This window comes from Nostoc sp. EspVER01, from assembly GCF_034530635.1.
In the GTDB taxonomy this organism is placed as follows: Bacteria; Cyanobacteriota; Cyanobacteriia; order Cyanobacteriales; family Nostocaceae; genus Nostoc.
On sequence record NZ_JAVRCS010000013.1, the window covers coordinates 1 to 20,701 of the forward strand.

General features: G+C 41.5%; 17 protein-coding genes. 8 read left to right on the forward strand and 9 right to left on the reverse strand.

The annotated features are described in order from the left end of the window. Positions 1–490: 490 nt before the first annotated feature. The 3 genes from gcvP to gcvT all read right to left on the reverse strand — a co-directional run bounded on the left by gcvP (position 491) and on the right by gcvT (position 5,242). Positions 491–3,403, reverse strand: coding sequence for an aminomethyl-transferring glycine dehydrogenase (gene gcvP / locus RMX69_RS13580; protein WP_322637752.1), 2,913 nt, complete (start codon positions 3,401–3,403; stop codon positions 491–493). A 187-nt stretch (positions 3,404–3,590) separates the two neighbouring features. Beyond that, positions 3,591–3,980, reverse strand: a complete 390-nt coding sequence (gcvH, locus tag RMX69_RS13585) for a glycine cleavage system protein GcvH (protein ID WP_289797706.1) — start codon at positions 3,978–3,980, stop codon at positions 3,591–3,593. 125 nt (positions 3,981–4,105) lie between these two features. Next, entirely contained in the window at positions 4,106–5,242 is a 1,137-nt protein-coding gene (gcvT, locus tag RMX69_RS13590) for a glycine cleavage system aminomethyltransferase GcvT (RefSeq protein WP_289797705.1), read from the reverse strand. A 223-nt stretch (positions 5,243–5,465) separates the two neighbouring features. On the opposite strand from gcvT, the gene RMX69_RS13595 reads away from it, so the two are divergent. Next, positions 5,466–5,963, forward strand: a complete 498-nt coding sequence (locus RMX69_RS13595) for a pentapeptide repeat-containing protein (protein WP_289797704.1) — start codon at positions 5,466–5,468, stop codon at positions 5,961–5,963. A gap of 71 nt (positions 5,964–6,034) precedes the next feature. Here the strand turns inward: RMX69_RS13595 and RMX69_RS13600 are convergent, their stop codons facing one another. After that, entirely contained in the window at positions 6,035–7,801 is a 1,767-nt protein-coding gene (locus tag RMX69_RS13600) for a tetratricopeptide repeat protein (RefSeq protein ID WP_289797703.1), read from the reverse strand. Between the two features lie 338 nt (positions 7,802–8,139). Continuing rightward, positions 8,140–9,324 carry an N-acetylglucosamine-6-phosphate deacetylase gene (nagA, locus tag RMX69_RS13605; RefSeq protein ID WP_322637834.1) on the reverse strand — a complete coding sequence of 395 codons (1,185 nt, stop codon included), beginning with the start codon at positions 9,322–9,324 and terminating at the stop codon, positions 8,140–8,142. Between the two features lie 288 nt (positions 9,325–9,612). On the opposite strand from nagA, the gene purE reads away from it, so the two are divergent. Together purE and RMX69_RS13615 are read left to right on the forward strand one after the other, a co-directional pair. Next, on the forward strand, positions 9,613–10,131 hold the full coding sequence (purE, locus tag RMX69_RS13610) for a 5-(carboxyamino)imidazole ribonucleotide mutase (RefSeq protein WP_322637753.1): 519 nt from the start codon (positions 9,613–9,615) through the stop codon (positions 10,129–10,131). Between the two features lie 226 nt (positions 10,132–10,357). Beyond that, positions 10,358–11,137, forward strand: coding sequence for a class II glutamine amidotransferase (locus RMX69_RS13615; protein ID WP_322637754.1), 780 nt, complete (start codon positions 10,358–10,360; stop codon positions 11,135–11,137). Positions 11,138–11,474: 337 nt separating this feature from the next. Here the strand turns inward: RMX69_RS13615 and RMX69_RS13620 are convergent, their stop codons facing one another. Both RMX69_RS13620 and RMX69_RS13625 read right to left on the reverse strand, forming a co-directional pair. Continuing rightward, the gene (locus RMX69_RS13620) at positions 11,475–12,011 is read right to left on the reverse strand and encodes a hypothetical protein (protein ID WP_322637755.1); all 537 of its coding nucleotides are present in this window, start codon (positions 12,009–12,011) and stop codon (positions 11,475–11,477) included. A 163-nt stretch (positions 12,012–12,174) separates the two neighbouring features. Then, complete coding sequence (locus tag RMX69_RS13625; RefSeq protein ID WP_322637756.1) at positions 12,175–12,384, reverse strand: hypothetical protein; 210 nt, start codon at positions 12,382–12,384, stop codon at positions 12,175–12,177. 399 nt (positions 12,385–12,783) lie between these two features. On the opposite strand from RMX69_RS13625, the gene RMX69_RS13630 reads away from it, so the two are divergent. The 4 genes from RMX69_RS13630 to RMX69_RS13645 all read left to right on the forward strand — a co-directional run bounded on the left by RMX69_RS13630 (position 12,784) and on the right by RMX69_RS13645 (position 16,432). Continuing rightward, positions 12,784–13,980: a sulfate ABC transporter substrate-binding protein gene (locus RMX69_RS13630; protein ID WP_322637757.1), complete on the forward strand. Its 1,197-nt coding sequence runs from the start codon at positions 12,784–12,786 to the stop codon at positions 13,978–13,980. A 312-nt stretch (positions 13,981–14,292) separates the two neighbouring features. Further along, positions 14,293–15,153 (forward strand): sulfate ABC transporter permease subunit CysT, encoded by an 861-nt coding sequence (cysT, locus tag RMX69_RS13635; RefSeq protein WP_289797698.1) that lies wholly within the window; start codon positions 14,293–14,295, stop codon positions 15,151–15,153. Then, complete coding sequence (gene cysW / locus RMX69_RS13640) at positions 15,140–16,015, forward strand: sulfate ABC transporter permease subunit CysW (RefSeq protein WP_322637758.1); 876 nt, start codon at positions 15,140–15,142, stop codon at positions 16,013–16,015. The genes cysT and cysW overlap by 14 nt, the downstream gene beginning before the upstream one ends. A gap of 150 nt (positions 16,016–16,165) precedes the next feature. Continuing rightward, complete coding sequence (locus RMX69_RS13645; protein ID WP_289797696.1) at positions 16,166–16,432, forward strand: NIL domain-containing protein; 267 nt, start codon at positions 16,166–16,168, stop codon at positions 16,430–16,432. A gap of 335 nt (positions 16,433–16,767) precedes the next feature. Here the strand turns inward: RMX69_RS13645 and RMX69_RS13650 are convergent, their stop codons facing one another. Together RMX69_RS13650 and RMX69_RS13655 are read right to left on the reverse strand one after the other, a co-directional pair. Then, a complete protein-coding gene (locus RMX69_RS13650; RefSeq protein WP_322637759.1) occupies positions 16,768–18,279 on the reverse strand; it encodes a hypothetical protein in 1,512 nt (503 codons plus the stop codon). 650 nt (positions 18,280–18,929) lie between these two features. Further along, the gene (locus RMX69_RS13655; RefSeq protein ID WP_289797694.1) at positions 18,930–19,436 is read right to left on the reverse strand and encodes a hypothetical protein; all 507 of its coding nucleotides are present in this window, start codon (positions 19,434–19,436) and stop codon (positions 18,930–18,932) included. 593 nt (positions 19,437–20,029) lie between these two features. Here RMX69_RS13655 and RMX69_RS13660 point away from each other — a divergent pair. Next, complete coding sequence (locus RMX69_RS13660; protein WP_322637760.1) at positions 20,030–20,686, forward strand: NIL domain-containing protein; 657 nt, start codon at positions 20,030–20,032, stop codon at positions 20,684–20,686. Positions 20,687–20,701 lie beyond the last annotated feature (15 nt).

The following is a 20,701-nucleotide window of genomic DNA, read 5'->3' on the forward strand; positions in this document are numbered from 1 at the left end:
GTGGGCGTGACAGTTTCACTGTAGAGGATTTTTCGACTTGTGTGTACACCGTAGGGTATAGCAGGAGGCAGGAGGTAAGTAGTTAAACAAAATTAATTACACAAAACTAAGGCATGAAACCCTTATCCAGACTGGAAACTCATGTGTAAATAATTCTGTGCGATTACTTAAAAGTATTACTATTCCTAGCCTTGGGGTTTTCAAAATGTCCTAACCTATGTGGCTACGGCTATATCATGTCCGCCAAATTACTTATAATAAAATAACCCCACCCTCAACCCCCTCCCCGCCTGCGGGGAGGGGAGACAAAGCACAGCTTTGGCGGGGTGGGGTTCTTCGGGTTTAATAAGCAATCAAGCGGACATGATATTAGAACCAAACAAAAACAGATAGAAAAAGGTAAATCATCAGTGTTTATCTGTTTCTATCTGTTTTTTCATTTTCATTAAAGAGGAGTTAAGAGTTTTAATTCCTAACTCCTAACTTCAGTTTAGTAAGCATCCATTGGCAGACAAGAACAAACAAAATTCCTGTCGCCAAAGGCTGCATCAATGCGACCGACAGCAGGCCAGAATTTATACTCACGAGTCCAAGGCGCAGGATAGGCAGCTTGTTCGCGAGAATAGGGATGCTGCCATTCTCCGGTGATGAGACTTTCGGCAGTGTGGGGTGCGTTCTTCAAAACATTATCTTGGGTATCCACCTTGCCAACTTCTATTTGGGCAATTTCTTGGCGAATAGAAATCAACGCATCACAGAAACGATCCAACTCTTGCTTAGATTCACTTTCTGTAGGTTCCACCATGATTGTACCCCCTACAGGCCAGGAGACAGTTGGCGCATGGAAACCATAATCCATGAGACGCTTGGCGACATCATCGATTTCGATCGCAGCGGATTTTTTTAGCGATCGCAAATCTAAAATACATTCATGGGCAACTAGACCATTTTTCCCTTGATACAAAACCGGATAGTACGATTCCAGTTTCTTGGCCATGTAGTTAGCATTGAGAATCGCCACCTTAGTAGCTTGGGTTAAACCATCTGCACCCATCATGGCGATGTACATCCAAGAAATCACCAAGATACTCGCACTACCCCAAGGTGCAGCCGCCACAGCACCAATATTTGAGTGCTGAGTTGAGTTGTCGATAGTGACAACAGGATGTCCGGGTAGAAAAGGCACAAGATGAGATGCAACACCAATGGGCCCCATACCAGGGCCACCGCCACCATGAGGAATGCAGAAGGTTTTATGCAAGTTTAAATGGCAGACATCCGCGCCAATATCTCCAGGACGGCAAATTCCCACTTGGGCGTTCATATTTGCCCCATCCATATAAACTTGTCCACCGTGACTGTGGACAACAGCGCAGATTTCCTGAATTGGCTCCTCAAAAACACCGTGGGTTGAGGGATATGTCACCATCAAAGCGGCTAATTCATTGCTGTGTTTTTCTGCCTTAGCCTTCAAGTCATCAACGTCAATATTACCTTGTGAGTCACAGGCAACAGCCACCACCTTCATCCCACACATCACCGCACTTGCTGGGTTTGTCCCGTGCGCAGAAGTGGGAATTAAACAAACGTTGCGGTGTGCTTCGCCCCGATTTTCGTGATATTGGCGAATTACTAAAAGTCCAGCATATTCACCCTGAGAACCAGCATTTGGTTGTAGAGAGATTCCTGCAAAACCAGTAATTTCAGCTAACCATACTTCAAGTTGCTCAAATAGGATTTGATAACCTTGCGTTTGCGATGCAGGGGCAAATGGATGAATCTTGCCAAATTCCTCCCAACTTACCGGAATCATCTCAGCAGTTGCATTCAACTTCATTGTGCAAGAACCCAAGGGAATCATCGATGTTGTTAGCGATAAGTCCTTGCTTTCTAGCTTGTGTAGATAACGCAACAACTCGGTTTCTGAGTGATAGCGGTTAAATACTGAGTGAGTGAGATATGTACTTGTACGGGAGAGAGGAAGATGGGAGGATGAGGAAGAAGTTAATTCTTCTAAAGTGAAGGGTAAATCATCTGTACCAGCGAAAATCTGCCAAAGGTCGATTAAGTCTTCTGGTGCAGTTGTTTCATCCAGCGAAATACCAACAGTAGTTGCATCAAAAACCCGCAGGTTAATTTGAAGTTGTTCGCTAGCTGTCAAAATATCTTTTAAATTGTGTCTTCCCAGTTCTACTCGCAGCGTATCAAAGAAATCTTTGGAAGCGATGCTGTAACCCAAACGCTTCAGTCCTTCTGCCAGCAACACTGTCAAAGAGTGGATATTTTCGGCAATTTGCTTAAGTCCAGCAGGACCATGATAGACCGCATACATACTCGCCATCACCGCCAGTAGCACCTGTGCAGTACAGATATTACTAGTAGCTTTTTCGCGGCGGATGTGCTGTTCGCGGGTTTGCAAGGCGAGACGTAATGCAAGCTTACCTTGGGCATCTTTTGATACTCCCACAATTCGCCCTGGAACCAGCCGCTTATACTCTTCCTTCGTAGCAAAGTATGCTGCATGGGGGCCACCAAACCCCAAAGGAATACCGAACCGCTGAGTGCTTCCGACAGCAATATCAGCGCCAAATTCTCCAGGAGGGGTCAGTAAAGTTAAACTTAGAGGGTCTGCTGCTACCGTCACCAATGCACCCTTAGCATGGGCTTTTTCGATAAAAGCGCGGTAGTCGTAAATGGTGCCATCACTAGCAGGGTATTGCAGAACAGCCCCAAAAATAGGTTGATCAAAATCAAATGTTTGATGATCGCCAACAATAATCTTAATCCCCAATGGTTTAGCGCGTGTTTGCAACACATCAATGGTTTGGGGATGGCAGTCACGAGAGACAAAATAGGCATTGGCCTGATTTTTGGAGACACCATAGCTTAGGCTCATCGCTTCAGCGGCGGCTGTGGCTTCATCCAGTAATGAAGCATTGGCAATTTCCAAACCTGTTAAATCAATAATCAGGGTTTGAAAATTCAGCAGCGCTTCTAATCGCCCTTGAGCAATTTCTGGCTGATAAGGAGTGTAGGCAGTATACCAACCGGGGTTTTCTAAGATATTACGCCCAATCACAGGAGGGGTAATACTGTCGTAATATCCCATACCAATGTATGAACGGAAAACCTGATTTTTGGCAGCAACTTTTTTTAAAGATGCCAGTGCTGCATACTCACTTTCTGCTGCTGGTAACTTTAGCGGTTGCTTCAGCCGAATTGTCTGTGGAACTGTTTGGTCGATTAGGGCATCTAGGCTGGGAAATCCCAAAACCTTAAGCATTTGCTGGATATCATCGGAGTTAGGACCAATGTGTCTTGGCACAAAACTACTTAACTTTTGACTTTTTTCGTCCAGCACTTGCTGCTCATTAGACTTGAGAATAGGGGCGTTCGATACCACAAATTACTCTCCAGATGGTACTATTTCATATTTTGCAATAAATACTGATGAGAAGTAGGTGTAACTTTTCAATTTATCTAAATTTCATCACTTATTTTCGAGTGGAGTGAGAGATGGGGGAGACAAGGAAGATGGGGGAGACAAAGAAGAAAATTTTTACCATGTCCCCTCTCTCATCCCCCACTCCCTACTCCCCTTCTACTTGGGCGCGATACTCATCAGCTGTCAAGGCATCTTCAACTTCGCCAGGGTCATTGACGCGCACTTTCAAAAACCACCCTTCCCCATAAGGGTCTTCTGACACTTCTTCGGGAGAACTAATTAAGGCTTCATTCCGTTCTATAACGGTGCCTGTCACTGGTGAATTCAGTTCCTCAACGGCTTTCACTGATTCAATTGTGCCAAAGTTTTCTCCCCTGGTAAGAGCGTCGCCAATTTCTGGTAGTTCCAAAAAGACGATATCACCCAATTCATGTACGGCAAACTCAGTAATGCCAATGGTGGCAATTTCACCATCGATTCGCACGTATTCATGAGAATCCAGGTATCTGAAATCTTGAGGATATTCAAAAGACATATCACTTCCTCTCCCTTATTAAAAAAATTATTGCCCCAATAGTCATCCAAGCCATATTTGGTAATGAACCTGACTGTAGATTGAATAACTCACAACACATTATTCCTCAAAAACCTCAGCGCTTATCAGTTGGCAACACGATTTTTTGACCGATAAAAGGGACGTTTGACTACAACTGCTGGATAAGCTTTGCCGCGAATTTCGACTTCTAGCTGCTGACCAACAGTTGCTAACTGGGTGGGAACGTAGCCTAATGCAACAGGATAACCAAGTGTAGGTGACAGGGTGCCACTAGTAACTTCTCCCACAACTTTACCTGTGGATAACACTTGATAGCCATGACGGGCAATGTTGCGTCCTTGGGTTTGTAAACCTACCAATCGACGCTTCACTCCTTTGGATTTTTGCTCTGCTAAAACTTCCCGACCAATAAAATCGCCTTTAGTATCTAAGTGAACTAGCCACCCTAAACCTGCTTCTAAGGGTGTGGTGGTGTCATCTATATCTTGTCCGTAAAGTGCCATCGCTGCTTCTAGGCGCAGAGTATCTCTCGCACCGAGTCCACAGGGGATAACACCACTTTTATGGAGACTTCGCCACAATTCTACTCCCACATCTGGGTCTACCATTACCTCAAAGCCATCTTCTCCGGTGTAACCTGTGCGGGCCAAAAAGGCAGGTTTACCTAGTAAGGTTGCTTCTAAATGTCCAAAGGCTTTAATTGGTTGTAAGTTTTCTTGCACTAATGGCTGGAGATATTTAATCGCTTTTGGCCCTTGTACGGCAATTAAGACTTTATCTGGTGAAAGGTCTTGGAATTGCAATTTATCTAGGTCAAGGTGTTGTAATAGCCATGCTTTATCTTTATTGGAGGTTGCCGCATTGACTATGATGAATGCCTTTTGTGTACCACTGGTGTCTTCACCTTGATAATAAACAATGATGTCGTCAATAATTCCCGCTTGGGGATTTAACAATACGGTGTATTGTGCTTGACCAGCTTGCAAACGACTCAAGTCGGAAGGTACTAGCGGCTGGAGTTGGGAAATCAGGTTTTTACCTTGGAGGGTAAATTTGCCCATGTGGGAAATATCGAACATTCCGGCTGTATTTCTTACAGCCTCATGTTCGCGGCTAATTCCACTAAATTGCACAGGCATTTCCCAGCCGCCAAAGCTGGTAAGGCGTGCTTTGAGTTCTACACCCAGTTGATATAAAGGGGTTCGCGCCAGAGATTGGGCGTTGTCTTCTTGATTAGCCACAGGTAATTATTGCGTAGATGCGGAGCAACTTGCCGTTAGGCATCGCACCTCAACATCTATCATCCTACGAGAGATTAGGGAAGAGGTGACAGGGGACGGGTGATAGGGAATAATCTCTACCCTGTAACCTGTACCCTATTCCCTTCTCCCTTTTTCTCCTTGTCCCCTTCTGTAAGGTTTAATAGTTAATGGTGGAAGTGTTGAGATTTATTAAGAAGAGATTATGAAATATTGGCAACTGTTAGCTAGCTTTGTCTTAGCTATGGTTCTTTTTTTGTTTCCCCTATCGGCGCAAGCTGCAAGTTCTTCTAGTATTACCCGTTCTGTGGGTAATGATGAACTCAAGGGCAAGGATTACTCTGGTCAAAGTTTAATTGGTACTGAGTTTACCAATCTCAAATTAGAGAATGCTAATTTTAGCAATGCTGACTTACGTGGTGGCGTATTTAACGGTAGCTTATTGGAGGGAGTAAATCTGCATGGTGCTGATTTTAGTGAGGGCATAGCCTATCTAACAAGGTTTAAGGATGCTGATTTAAGTGATGCTGTGTTGACTGATGCGATGATGCTACGTTCTACTTTTGATGGTGTGGATGTCACAGGTACTGATTTTACGAATGCAATTTTAGATGGAATACAAGTGAAAAAGCTTTGTGTTAAAGCAAGTGGTGTAAATTCTAAAACTGGTGTGGATACTCGGAAATCTTTAGGATGTAAGTAAATCCTAACCCCTCTTCGCTAGTGGAGAGGGGTATATTTTTTTAACGAATTACGAATTACGCGCAGCGATCGCTAGTGATATGCTTCTCTTAAAAAGCTGGCATAATTTGCCCGAACCGTCATAGTTGTCGGATGACTTATACCTAAAGTCCGTTCGCAAATTTTCAAAGCTTTCTCAAATAAAGGTTTGGCTTTCCTATAGCGTCTTGTGTGACGGTAGAGTGCTGCTAGATTGTTTAGACTAATAGCGACATCGGGATGGTTATTTCCCAGCAGACGTTTACTCAGTTCTAAAGCTTGCTCATACAAAGGTTCCGCTTGCTTGTAACTTCCTGTAGATTCGTAAAGTTGTGCTAAATTATTCAGGCTGGTGGCAACATCGGGATGGTTATCTCCTAGTAGGCGTTTTCTCAGTTTTAATGCTTGCTTGAGCAAGGGTTCGGCTTCGCTGTAGCGTTTTGTATAACAGTACAATGCTCCTAAATTGTTCAGACTCGTGGCAACATGGGGATGTTGTTCTCCCACTAGGCGTTTCCACAGTTCTAAAGCTTGCTGATACAAAGGTTCGGCTTCGCTATAGCGTCCCGTATATTCGTAGATTAATGCTAAATAGCTCAGGCTAGTGGCGACATCGTTATGTTCTTCTCCTAGCAGGCGTTTTCTCAGTGCTAAAGCTTTCTCAAGCAAGGGTTCGGCTTCCCTGTAGCGTCCTGTAGTTTCGTAGAGTGCTGCTAAATTGTTCAGACTCGTGGCGACATCGCTATGTTCTAAACCAAGACGATTTTGAGTCAGTTCTACACACCGTTGCAACCAAGGCTCTGCTTGCTGATAAAGTCCTTGACTTTGATAAAACCAGGCTAATTTGGTAAACAGAGTGATTAGATTTTCATCGCCCAGATATTCGGATAGGTGAGTTGCAACTTCTGTAATGTGCGGGATATGTGGAGTGAAGTTGAGAATATCTTTAGAGTTAAGCTGTTGCGGAATTAGCTTTGCTACCTCTAACATCATGGCTGCAAATTTAGTTTTTGCTTCATCCGCCTCACTTGACTTATGCAACTTCACTTGGAAAAGTTGTCGAATCTGTGGATTTAGAAGATAAATTCCTTTACTTTTCTGGTGTAGCAAATGCAATTCCAGTAAATCGGCTATGGCTTTCTCGTTAAGTTTTTGTTTTTTGTCATCTTCTATTGTCTCAACAGATAGGGGAATGTCAGCTAAAGCACACAAACTTAGCAAACAACCAAAGCTTTGGGCATTTTCATCCAACTGTTCCCAACTCAATTCAAAAGCTTCAAATATACCGTATTCATCAGGCATCAATGAGTTAGCATTGACTACTGGTTCATGTTCCACTCGTTTCTTCTCTAGCCGCTTCAGCAGTGTTTCCAGAGACAAATCTGGCATTTTATCCAAATATCGTCCCACTAACTCTAACGCTAAAGGTAAATATCCCAAAAATTTACAAATTCTTCTCGCAACCCAAGCTTCTTGTTGCAGTCGTTCTCGAACCACTAGCGATTTTAATAGTTTCATCGCCGCCAATGGTTTGAGGGCATCTAATTCGCTATTATATTTTACGCTCAGATAAGCTTGTAACTTTTCTAGTTTGTCTCGATTGTTGAAAGTCGCTAACTCAGGAGAATTCTGGGCAAACTTGTCATATACCTCACCCACCCACTTTGTGAAAGCAGTAATATCAACGTTTAATTCGCTGGCAAGTTTAACTTTAGTTTTACCTAAGTTTTCTGTCTGAAAATATTTTGCAAAAGCTACCGTTTGCTCTAGAGATAAGCCATTCGTAGCAGCTTCTTTGGCTAGAAAATTAGCCCATTGCATAAACAGCTTTGTGAAGTTTATTTTTATTCTAGCTTTGTCTTTATTAGTAAATATTCTCCCTTTGGAGTAAAAATACCATTTGGATAAAAATATTTAAAAACAGTGGCTTGACTTTAGGTATCGTCACTTGAGCCTCTGAAGTTCAAGTTTCGAGTTTTGTACTCAAAATGGCTATGCGATGTCTACGGTGTCACTGAGCATTGGTCATTGAGCGTAGCCGAAATGGGTCATTGAGCGTAGCCGAAATGAGCCGAAGTGCGGGCTACGTCTACGCTCTTTAAGGTACATTTCTACTGAGTATAATTAACGCTTATTCCCGTGTCACCTTGAGTCAAAATTTAGCCCAATAATCGCTGCCAAGTTAGTTCTTTTGCCGCTTCATCCCAATGCCAGCGTAATAAATTAGCAGGTTGACTCTTGGTAATTCCAGGCAAACCAATTGCTTGTCTAGGTGCATCTGTAGCTAGTAAAATGGCAGTCTCTACATCACAAATTCCCCACTTCACCAAATTCTGCACTCCCACTAATAAGGGTAAAGTCGTCCCCGATAAAGTGCCATCGGCTAGTCGTGCTGTACCGTTTTTAACTTCAATTTGCCGACTGTCCCAAGGATACATGCCATCGGGTAGCCCCAGAGGTGAAAGGGCATCACTCACAAGAAACAGCCCTTTTTCATAATCACTAGCGCGGATTAATATTTGCAGCATCGTAGGCGAAACGTGTTCACCATCAGCAATAAAACCACACATCACATTATGATGAGTAATTGCTGCGCCTAATAATCCTGGTTCGCGGTGATGCAATGGTGGCATGGCATTGAAAGCATGAGTTACCATCGTTGCACCGAGTTCAAAAGCAAGTTGCCCTTGGGCTGATGTTGCTTGAGAATGTCCTAAACTAACGGTAATTCCCAAAGAACGTAAATATGGAATTACTTCGCCAGTGGGATCTAACTCCGGCGCTAAAGTTATGACTTTCACAATGTGGGCATAATCACCCAAAACCCGCTTTACCTCGTCAATTGTTAAGGATAACAAGTACTCTGCTGGGTGTGCGCCGCGCTTTTGGTAATTCAAAAATGGCCCTTCTAAATGGACTCCGAGAATCTTGGCAGATGACCTCACCCCCAACCCCTCTCCGTTGACGGAGAGGGGAGTAAAATTAGCAATGACTGCAAGCGATCGCTGAATCTTTTCTACTGAAGTTGTCACAAGTGTTGGTAAAAATCCATCTACCCCGACATCCCACAAAAATTGCGTTATTTTCTGGAGTATATGAGCATTTTCAGCCGTTAAATCAGGAAATGCCAAACCCAAAGCACCGTTAATTTGCAAATCAACGCCACCCAATGAAATCCAGTCGCCAGCTACATCGATTACGGATGCACAGCTTGCCCCTACTGTACCCATTGGCAAAATTTGCTCAATTATGCCCTCTTGATTAACCAAGAGCATCTGCAAATCTTTGTAACCAGGCACTCTAGCATTGATAATATCTACAGGTTTTTGTATTGCTTGGGTCATCACACTGGCGAGAAGATACCTAAATCTGATTTTAGATGCAACCAACCTCAATGAATCAATTAAAACAACGCCAATAGATGAGATGATAATCGGCATCACCTAGCTTCCATAAGCTAAGTAGGTCGGTGTGAATATTTATTGTTGGGATGAGGCAGGAGGCAGAAAGCAGGAAGCAGGAGGGAAGAGGGTTTAAGTCTATTTAATTTTTCTTAACATAGTTTGGTTTTTCCACATCGTTCTACTTAGCTCAAATAATTTTGAATTTTGAATTTTAAATTTTGAATTATTATGACTCCCCTAGTTGGTATTATCATGGGCAGCGATTCTGATTTGCCCACTATGAAAGATGCGATCGCAGTTTGTGAAGAATTTGGTGTAGAGAGCGAAGTGGCGATCGTTTCGGCTCACCGTACCCCAGAACGTATGGTGCAATATGCTCAACTTGCACACCAACGCGGTATTAAGGTAATTATTGCCGGTGCCGGTGGTGCTGCCCATCTCCCTGGAATGGTAGCATCTTTAACTCCACTTCCTGTGATTGGTGTTCCTGTACCCACTCGGAACTTACAAGGTGTAGATTCTTTGTATTCTATTTTACAGATGCCTGGTGGTATTCCTGTGGCAACAGTAGCGATCGGTAATGCCAAAAATGCCGGTCTTTTAGCAATACAAATCCTCGCAACTCATCAACCAGAATTGTTAGAAAAAGTGCAACAATATCGTCAAACCCTATGTGAATCAGTAATTGCCAAGCAAGCAAAACTAGAACAATTAGGCTATGAGCAATATTTACAGCAAATGCTTTAAGATAATTAGTAATTCGTAATTACTTAAGAAATCTTAACAGCAGAGCAGGGGAGGCAGGGGAGACAAGGGGACAAGAGGTGAGAACTTGAAACAAGTCTTTCCCCTTGTCCCCAAGTCCTCATGCCCAATGCCCGATTAAATTCTCAGATTGAAGCGATCGCTCCAGAATCAATGCAGCATTCTGAAGTATCTTGATCTTGAGACCTTAGTCAAAAATTGAGAGCTAATGTGCCAATTGCTCGGAATGAATTGCAATGTTCCAACGGATATTTGCTTTTCTTTTGAAGGGTTTTCTGCACGGGGAGGAAAAACGGATGACCATCGCGATGGTTGGGGCATTGCTTTCTTTGAGGGAAAGGGATGTCGAATGTTTTTAGATGCTCAACCTTCTGTTGCTTCTCCGGTAGCTGAGTTTGTGCGGAGTTATCCCATCCACTCAACCCACGTCATAGCCCATATCCGCAAAGCTACTCAGGGTGAAATTGCCCTACACAATTGCCATCCTTTCCGCAGAGAACTGTGGGGTCAGTATTGGGTGTTTGCCCACAACGGTAATTTGCCAGATTTTAATCCAGAAAATTTGGGCTTTTATCAAGCCGTAGGTGATACCGATAGTGAAAAAGCATTCTGTATGATCCTAGAAACACTGCGATCGCGCTTTCCTAAAGGTAAGCCTGACATAAAGGAACTATACTCTGTGCTGCAAGAAATTACTGGTGCAATTGCAAAACTGGGTATATTTAATTACTTATTGTCAGATGGAGAACACTTTTTTGCTTATTGCTCAACTAATCTCAGCTACATTGTTCGCCAAGCGCCCTTTGCTGCTGCCCATTTAATTGACCAAGACATGACCGTAGATTTTCGGGAAGTGACTACTGAACGCGATCGCGTTGCTGTCATTGCTACCACACCCCTGACTGACAACGAAGTATGGACGAAAATCCAACCGGGTGAATTACTAGTTTTTCAGGACGGTTTGCCCATAAAAGATGCATTCACTTAATCCCACATTCCGCACTTCATTTTGTAGTACAAATGCTAGTACTAAGAAACACAAGTTCAATTAAATCAGGACTTACGCAAAATCATGAAAAAACGAACCGCATTCGCGTTAGCGTCTCCCCTTGGGAGAAGGACGCATTCGCGCAGCGTCTAGTTAGAGAAGGACGCAAAGGAACAAGAGTTTCAGAGAGTTTTTGCGTAAGTCCTATAAAATAAATACATATAGAGGATCGGGAGCGATCGCATACCAAGAAGATCCATTTCCCGACATCTCCCCTAACAAGCGACAGTATCAACAACACTGTCGCCCTTATCCTTATTGAATTAATGAAATCAAACTATTTAGCAGTGACAAGCTGACCTGTAAAGACGAATGAACCTCCATTTTGTCCATTACCCTGTAGTGGATTACTTTTTAGATCAAACAGGCGAAGCTCAATTGTCCCTTCTACTGTTTGAGTTATCGGATTAAAAGTAGCTCTATAATCATTTCTTGCAATACCGCTACCACCCTTGTTTGAGAGGCTAAAGTTGAGTGCCCTACCTGTAATCGCCCTATTTCCATTACACGCCCAAGTACCCTGAGAAGTGGTAAAAGGATCAAACTGACCTGAAACACCACCTTGGTTTGAGTCACTACTAATCAAGTTGCCTTCTTCAGTAAGAGTGATCAGCGCACGTGAAGCAAATTTTCCTGCTTCATCTTTAATTGTCGTCAGGTATGTACCAGCGACAAACTTTCTGCAAACAGCCTGTTTAGAATTAGTATCAATTACAGATTCAGCCTTTGCTTTATGAATGTTGCAGATATCCAAAATGCTCACTGTGGAAAGTACACCAATTGTCAATCCAACCAAAGTTTTACGAATTTTCATGATAAACAATAGTAAAGAGATTTATGAAACGTAAAAATTATACATTAAACAAAAAATAATCTTGATAAATTTTGGTTAATTTTTGATTAAAAAAGACGTAACCACTGCCCAACACTCTAACGAGAACTATTAACATCAATTCCTACCTTTTCATCAATTGCTATTATTTAGATAGAGCAATCGGCGCTCGTATTAAAGCATTAACATCAATTTCTACCTTTTCATCAATTGCTATGTCTACACCACTTCTAGCCACGATAACATAGCCAAACTCGCTGCCGCTCCCAACACCTGCTCGGTAACTTTCAGATATCTCTACAACTGTTCTAAATTCCGAAGTTATTTCAACTGTCTTACCGCGTTGACTAATCAATTAAGGCTTCTGGTTAACAGAAATAGTTTGATCAGCAACAATTCAAAATTCAAAATTGAAGAGAGTTATATAAGGGGATTTAAACCCCGGCTGAAACTGAACTACGTGTGACGTTGCGGGTCTTAAACCCTTTAATTTACGATAAAATATTAACTAGCAAGTTGCTTGATGTCTTGGTATCGAATTGCGATGCCTAGGTTGGGCTGCGCCTACCGGGACTTGATAGTTGAAAGTAAAAGTATTTGTAATTGCTCACATAACTGGTAAAATCACCATATTCTTGATAAAGAATGTGAGGTTTTTGGTGTTTGCAACTAGATACACGGAATCATCGAGTATGATAAACACTATATAACTGTATTCCCATCAATTATTTGTAGATTTAGTGGAGGAAATAGAATGAGTTTGTGGCAACGCCCATTGAAAAGGTTACAAGCGATGTCTTACGACAAGCTGCAACTCTTAGAGACGCTACGCGAACGCATCTACGCGTTCAATAGAACGTATCGGTTCAGACTAAGTTCGCTCAAAGGCTTTGTATCACTCTTTTTGGTAGGGACTGTATTAAGTGTGGCGCTTGCCGCCTGCTCTGGTGGTGGAACCGGGAGTACTTCTTCCTCTGAAACCCCTGCTGCTAATGCTACCCCTGTGGCTGCCAGTAAAGATAATGTTGAATTAACTCTAGTTTCCTTTGCTGTCACCAAAGCAGCTCATGAAGCCATTATTCCTAAGTTTGTAGAACAGTGGAAGAAAGATCATAATCAAACTGTCGTCTTCAAGCAAAGCTATGGCGGTTCTGGTTCCCAAACTCGCGCCGTGATTGATGGTTTGGAAGCAGATGTTGTTCACTTGGCACTAGCTGGAGACACTTCAAAGATTGAGAAGGCTGGATTGATTCAGCCAGGATGGGAAAAAGAAGTTCCCAACAATGGTATTGTCTCCAAATCAGTGGCAGCATTAGTTACACGTTCAGGCAATCCTAAAGGCATCAAGAACTGGGCAGATTTAGCCAAAGATGGTGTCAAATTAATTACAGCTAATCCCAAAACATCAGGCGTTGCTAAGTGGAATTTCTTGGCACTATGGGATTCTGTGATTAAAACAGGTGGCGATGAGGCGAAAGCTACTGAATTTGTGACTAAAGTTTACAAAAATGTGCCCATCTTACCTAAAGATGCACGGGAAGCTACTGATACATTCGCCAAGCAAGGACAGGGTGATGTCTTAATCAACTACGAAAACGAAGTTATTTTGGCACAGCAAAAGGGCGAAAAGGTTGAGTATGTTGTTCCCGACGTGAATATATCCATTGACAATCCAATTGCCGTGGTAGATAAAAACGTCGATAAGCACGGAACCCGCGAAGTTGCTGAAGGTTTTGTGAAATTCCTCTATACCCCCGAAGCACAACAAGAGTTTGTCAAATTGGGATTCCGTCCTGTGGATGAAACTATAGCTCAAACCAAAGAAGTTACAGACAAATTTCCCAAGGTGAAAACTTTGGGTACAGTTGCAGACTTGGGCGGTTGGGAAGCAATTGATAAGAAGTTCTTCGCAGATGGGGGCGTGTTTGACAAGATTCAATCCCAAAAATAATTCGTAATACTTCTCTACGAGAGGCTGCACTTCGACTACGCTCTGTTACCACGCCAACGGCTACGCGGTAGTTGAGCGCAGTCGAAACTCAGTACAAATTCGTAATTCGTAATTTATGATCCCACAACTTTCTTTTCTCCAGAATTAAAAGTAGTTGGTCTGTGCTTGAATTACGTTAGCGTAGCGGTAGCGAGTCCGCGTACTCTTTCAGAGAAGCAAGCTACGCTTTTAGCGTCTCGTAGAGAGCGTCATTAGCAATTACGAACACTGCCAAAAAGCTGCTTGTGAATTTTAAATTTTGAATTTTTCACTATGACATCTGTATCTCCTTCTGTGGAAGTTGAACGCAAAACGCCATTCTGGAAGAGATTGGGGCAAGTTCCTTGGACTTGGCGAATTACCATTGCATACCTGACGGTGATGTTGTTTGTCCCTATAGCTGCTATGTTCCTGAAAGCAGCTACAGAACCTCCATCTAGGTTTTGGGCGATCGCAACCAGTGATATCGCACTAGCAACATACAACGTAACTTTTGTTACAGCAATATTTGCTGCCTTACTAAATGGCGTATTTGGAACTCTGATTGCTTGGGTTCTAGTTCGCTACGACTTTCCCTTCAAACGCGTGATCGATGCCACAGTGGATTTACCCTTTGCACTACCAACTTCGGTAGCAGGGCTAACCTTGGCAACAGTTTACAGCGATAATGGCTGGCTAGGTTCGCTACTAGCACCACTGGGAATTAAGGTATCTTTTACCCGCACGGGAGTAGCAGTGGCAATGATATTTATCTCACTACCTTTTATTGTGAGAACTGTGCAACCCGTGCTTCAGGAAATGGAACATGAAATCGAAGAAGCCGCTTGGTGTCTGGGTGCTTCTCAATGGCAGACATTTTGGAAGGTGATTTTGCCGCCTTTATTTCCGACGATTTTGACTGGTGTTGCCTTGGGTTTCTCTCGTGCAGTTGGAGAGTATGGTTCGACTGTGATTATCTCTTCCAATACGCCCTATCAAGATTTGATCGCACCTGTACTGATTTTCCAACGGTTAGAGCAGTATGACTATTCTGGTGCAACAATAATTGGCATAGTTTTACTATCAATTTCCTTGGTACTGCTATTGACAATTAATTTCTTACAAGCATGGGCAAGGCGATATGACACTAGATAAGCCAAGTTTTCACTCATTTGTATCTGAGACACATACAGCCAAGCCGAAAGAGCAGAAGAGTTGGGTGCCAATAGTTTTGATTGGGATAGCGATCGCCTATTTAGCCCTAGTTCAATATATCCCGGCAATTAACGTTTTTGTCCAAGCCTTCAGCAAAGGAGTTGGGCCATTTCTGTCCAACCTGACGCGACCAGATTTTCTCAGTGCAGTTTGGTTGACATTTTTGCTGGCTTTGATTTCTCTGCCTGTGAATACTGTATTTGGTCTATGTGCAGCTTGGGCGATCGCTCGTAACAAATTTCCAGGACGCGCCATAGTTTTGAGCATTATTGACCTGCCTTTTTCGATTTCGCCCGTAGTTGCAGGATTAATGATTGTGCTACTTTACGGCCGGAATGGCTGGTTTGGCCCTTGGCTCCAAGCCCATGATATCAAGATAATCTTTGCCTTTCCAGGTATGGTATTGGCTACAGCCTTCGTGAGTATGCCCTTTGTGGCGCGGGAAGTGATTCCTGTTTTAGAAGAATTTGGTAAGGATCAAGAAGAAGCTGCTAGAACACTAGGTGCAAAAGATTGGCAGATATTTCTGCGCGTCACTCTACCTAGTATCCGTTGGGGCTTACTCTATGGTTTAATTTTGACCAATGCCAGAGCAATGGGTGAATTCGGAGCGGTTTCCGTCGTCTCTGGTAACATTGCTGACCAAACCCAGAGCCTACCACTGTTTGTAGAAGACGCTTACAAACAATACGAAACTGAAGCGGCTTTCTCTGCGGCTGTACTGTTAGCGTTGCTAGCAGTAGTAACCTTGGTGCTGAAGGAGATTCTAGAACGAAAAACCCGCATTAAAGATGTTGAATAGAAAAATCAAGCAATTGTAGTTATCTTTTGAAATAGGATACAAGCAAATCATGGGACATGGTACGATCTACTTAGTACCTATCAGGAAATTACCGTTAGGGTTAAGAGTAGTTCTGTACCAATCCCGATCAGGAATTGAAATAATTAAGATATGGCTACTGATAATACACTTACCAATAAACGGATTCGACTCAGAATTCCTAAAGATTATCACCAGGAACCTGTTATTTCTCGCCTGGTGTCTGACTACGGACTGATTGTGAATATCACGGCAGCGATTTTGGGAGCCAATGCTGTCGGAGATGGTTGGTTTGATCTTGAACTACAAGGAACAGATGCACAAATCCAAAGCGGGTTAACTTATCTCCGCGATTTGGAATTGGAAGTTTGGGATGATACTAAAGCAAGCGATTGGTAAGGGTTATATAGAATTCCGATTTGATTTCTGAAAGCATACTGAGACTGAAAAGCCCATTTTCTCAGGGTTTTATCTGAAATCTTGTTCATAAATCAGATATAGCAATCCTAAATCATTCGTGAAAAATTAGATCCCCGACTTCTTCGAGAAGTCGGGGATCTGGACATCGCACATTTTCACAACTCATTTAGGATTGCTATATGAGTCCTATAGCAACACAAACAGTTTATTTATCTGGTTTTAAGAGAATTGCAACCCACATATCCCCGACTTCGTAAAAGTTGTCGGGGATCTTGTTTATCATGAATGATTCAGAATTGCTGTAGTGTTTTTTTTTACAAAAGGGTATACCAAGTACCGTTATTATTTTGACGTAAAATACGGTATTTTCCTTCAAGAAATTCCAGCATTTTTGGAAAATTTTTGTTGATAGTAGGCTGCTGAATATAATCAATAAAGATATAAGGAGGCTTAGATGAATCTAACTCTTCTAGAAGTTTTGTCCATTGCTCAGGTAGAAAATATTCCAGTGCCCAACCACGTAGTGATGTTGCCTGAGTCCGATTAGAAAAGTAGTAAATAGATGGATCGCCAGCTACATAAATCTTACCAGGAAGACTTTCTGCTTGGGAGATAAATTCAGCCTCTGAACGCAGAGACGGATATTTTTCTCTAAAAACAGCCTGATATTTAAATCGTGTATCTTCAGTTAAAGCAAAGTTATTATTAACTAGAACAACACTCTTTTTTAGCAGAGTGTGCGATAAAGGGAAGAAAAACAAAAATATCAGCAGAATTGTAGTAAATGGGGAACTCAATTCTTTTAAAGACTCCCATAAAACATCTAATCCTTTAGTAGCTAAAATACCTAAAGGTACAAAGAATAGTAAATAATGGTATTCCCAAAATGCCCCACGTTGTAGAGCAATCACACCCCAAGCAAAAATACACCAAATCACGAGTAGCAAAGTCAATATATTCTTAGACTTACGCAATGATACATCTACTGCAACAGTAGCGGCTAAAATTAGAGGGTAAAAATTATTTAAGAACCATTTGATTCCTGCAAAAAGCCCACTTGGGTTAAATTGGGAATTAGCAACAATCCGAGGTGGATATAAAAAAAACGTCTCATACAAAATTGGTAAACTATTAAACCAGGCAAAATAACTAACAATAAATAAAATAGGAAATATAATCCCCATAAAAATGGGAATAAAGATTTCTACAAATACTTTTTGAATTGGCTCCCGCTTGATTAGCACAGAATAGATTAAAAGAGTTATCCAAAAAGAAAGTAATATTAACAAAAGTATTAATTTAAATGTGATGACAATTCCACCAATAAAGCCTGATAGTAAAAGTATAAAAAATCTTTTTCTACCTTCATATTGAAAAGATTGAGAAGTCAACCAAACACAAGTAAATAAAGGCAAACTAACTAGTGCCTCTACTTGAGTCAGATGCCAAGGCTGTGAAACAGTATAATAAACGCCAACCGTTAGCAAAGGTACTAGACTTGCGATTATCGGATGCTGAAAATAGCTTTTGAGACTCAGCAACAATATTATAGACAGAAACACCATATAAATAAGTTCAAAGAGATGGATGCCAATCTCATTAAAACCAAATAAACTTCCCGCTAAAAAGTAAAAGCAAAAAATCCCCGGTTGCTTCACATCCCAAAAATCACGATAGAGTAACTTTCCTTGTTGCATTTCTAAAGCACCAAGCCTAAAAAATGCTTGATCTCCGTCAAATGGAAAAGGTAAATGTATAAGACCAATAATCACAATCCCAATCAAAACGAGAAAGTCAATTTTATTGAATTTAGTAATATTAATCATCAAACTTTATACTTTATAATCAAAAATTAACCGACTATCTTATGCTGATTAATATCCTAACAGTGAAAAGAAGAAGGTAATTTTAGGATATGAACTTAAAGTTTAAAGTTTTCGCGATCGCGCCAGCAATGATCTGTTAATTTATTAATAATTAGCTCTAGCACCAACCAAGTCCCACATCGTTGCGCGTGGATTGCTCATATCGTCCGAGAGGTTTGCTTTCGTCCTTGTTGATGTCTTTAATTTAACTAAGTATTAAAAGGTTTTAATTTTTGTGGCGGTAGTGGTATCCGTCCGTAAAGCTGCGGTTATTGGCAATGAAAAGCTATTTCTCTCCTTGCGCCCTTGTAACGCAATATGCATTTCTTTTGTTCCTCCCGCTCTTTGCTACCGTGTATACACAAGTCGGATGTAAAGAGGTGCATAGGATTTCCAAGAGGCAAAAACTTTGGATAATCCCATCTTAATTCACGCTAAAACATACCAGGAAAGCCGCAGACTTTCGGTTGATAAAAAAAGGGCGGTATTATTATGAGGCGATTCCCCAACATCAATCGGTAAATATCTGGCAAATCAGTGGAGTAAATTGCTTAATGAAGGTGGTCTGATTAAATGGGAGCTAAAAATTAAAGTAATGCAGTTTATTAAATTTAGCAACGTGACAGCTTACCAGAAAATATTACTATTTTGGAGATGTCTATAGAACTTCCTAGTGATGATTGTGCAATTATATTAATACCTAATAGTCCTTCTCCACCACATGAAGTAGATAGAACAGTAATACCATCTTGCTCCGCAAATCCATTAGAACCGTTAGATGTAAACTTGGTAGTTTTAATCGGAGATATGGTTTGACCAAGAGCACCACCACTAAAGCTATAGGTTCTGCTTAAGCTAGCACCTTTACTCATTGAATTAACTGTAGTACTTCCTTGGTACAGTATCTGTATATCTTCAACGAAGAAACCACTAGGAATAAAAGTCTGGGCACGTAAAATACACCTTTGACGCTGACCCTCGCTTGCACTGATTTGATCCAAGGCGATGGGTAAGGTACTAGTGACAGATCCAGGAAGCGTATTTGTAACACTACATCCAGACGTTATTATTGCTCCAAAAGAAATACTAGGTAAATCGTGAGCCAAAGTCTTGGTCATAATAACGTTCATTCCAAGAATTGTAGATATAGACAGTAATACACCAAATTTTTTAAAGTTCATATAGATTGTACTCATATTGTTAAAGTTGTTTAAAGTGGTGAATTCTCAAGATAATTAATGCAATACTTGAGCGCCTCAATCTTGATGCTTAATATTAGAAAAAGAATGTAAGGAACTAGTGAATAAATACAATACTTATTAAAACTTAAATTTTGTAAACGACATTCCACAGTTGGAGGGTCAGGTGATATTTAGGTTTATTCGTGTAAGTCCCTAAAAGCTATGTGTAACTTATTCTCTCACAGGATCATGGAACGGGAGCAACGCGCTTTGGTGAGGTTGGGTAAAAAGGATGCGTTCAGTTTTGATTCCAAGATAATGACGATATCACCGAAGAGACAGATAGAATAAAGTCTCACTTCGTTTAACGTCAAGTACTCTACATAACTTGCTCCTGATTTACGTTAATTTGCTGATTGCTTTTTTATTAACTTTGTGATATTTTCCTTTACATAACAATTTAGTTCATTAAATCGATACAGTTACCGTAGTTTAATAAACCGTAGGCATCGCTATTGGGAATTAATCTGATGTCTGAGAGTAAATCTGTAGAACCTGCTTCAGTCCACAGTCGAATTCTTGTGCCTCAACGGTATAATAGGCAACCTATAATTTCTCGGCTGGTGTCTCGTTATGGTTTAACTGTCAATATCAAAGCTGCATCCCTGACATCTGACCATGACAGCGATGGCTGGTTTGATTTGGAACTTTCAGGAAATCCCCAAAAACTGATAAATAGTCTATCTTATTTGCAAGGATTGGGAGTGAATTTGCTGCAACTAGCGATCGCTAACCAAATTCAACCCAACCACCACACTCTACCTTTCCCAAATCCAGCTACCAAACTGAGTCCCAAAGACTCTGCATGGCTGACAAATAAATGGCAAGAACAATTCCAGCAATGGATTTCTCTGGGTCAAACCAATAGATTGCGCTTACAACTGTGTGTCTTAAAATCTTATTACCAAGAACCAGTGATTTCCGAATTAGTTTCTCGTTATGGACTAACGGTCAATATTACCAGTGCTATACTTCAACCCGATACGCAAGATGACGGCTGGTTTGACTTGGATTTGTGGGGGAGAACAAAGCAACTTTACTCTAGCTTGAGTTATTTAGAAAAACTGGGACTACCGATTTGGCTGGATTTGTCTAGCGTTTATAGCGATGTCTACGACGGTCACTGAGCGTTGGTCATTGAG

Excerpts from the sequence above, each read along its gene's own strand:
- gcvH (WP_289797706.1), bottom strand. The coding sequence starts at position 3,980 with ATGTCTTTTGAATATCCTCAAGATTTCAGATACCTGGATTCTCATGAA.
- RMX69_RS13595 (WP_289797704.1), top strand. The coding sequence starts at position 5,466 with ATGAAATATTGGCAACTGTTAGCTAGCTTTGTCTTAGCTATGGTTCTT.
- RMX69_RS13600 (WP_289797703.1), bottom strand. The coding sequence starts at position 7,801 with ATGCAATGGGCTAATTTTCTAGCCAAAGAAGCTGCTACGAATGGCTTA.
- nagA (WP_322637834.1), bottom strand. The coding sequence starts at position 9,324 with ATGACCCAAGCAATACAAAAACCTGTAGATATTATCAATGCTAGAGTG.
- purE (WP_322637753.1), top strand. The coding sequence starts at position 9,613 with ATGACTCCCCTAGTTGGTATTATCATGGGCAGCGATTCTGATTTGCCC.
- RMX69_RS13615 (WP_322637754.1), top strand. The coding sequence starts at position 10,358 with ATGTGCCAATTGCTCGGAATGAATTGCAATGTTCCAACGGATATTTGC.
- RMX69_RS13620 (WP_322637755.1), bottom strand. The coding sequence starts at position 12,011 with ATGAAAATTCGTAAAACTTTGGTTGGATTGACAATTGGTGTACTTTCC.
- RMX69_RS13630 (WP_322637757.1), top strand. The coding sequence starts at position 12,784 with ATGAGTTTGTGGCAACGCCCATTGAAAAGGTTACAAGCGATGTCTTAC.
- cysT (WP_289797698.1), top strand. The coding sequence starts at position 14,293 with ATGACATCTGTATCTCCTTCTGTGGAAGTTGAACGCAAAACGCCATTC.
- cysW (WP_322637758.1), top strand. The coding sequence starts at position 15,140 with ATGACACTAGATAAGCCAAGTTTTCACTCATTTGTATCTGAGACACAT.
- RMX69_RS13645 (WP_289797696.1), top strand. The coding sequence starts at position 16,166 with ATGGCTACTGATAATACACTTACCAATAAACGGATTCGACTCAGAATT.
- RMX69_RS13650 (WP_322637759.1), bottom strand. The coding sequence starts at position 18,279 with ATGATTAATATTACTAAATTCAATAAAATTGACTTTCTCGTTTTGATT.
- RMX69_RS13655 (WP_289797694.1), bottom strand. The coding sequence starts at position 19,436 with ATGACCAAGACTTTGGCTCACGATTTACCTAGTATTTCTTTTGGAGCA.
- RMX69_RS13660 (WP_322637760.1), top strand. The coding sequence starts at position 20,030 with ATGTCTGAGAGTAAATCTGTAGAACCTGCTTCAGTCCACAGTCGAATT.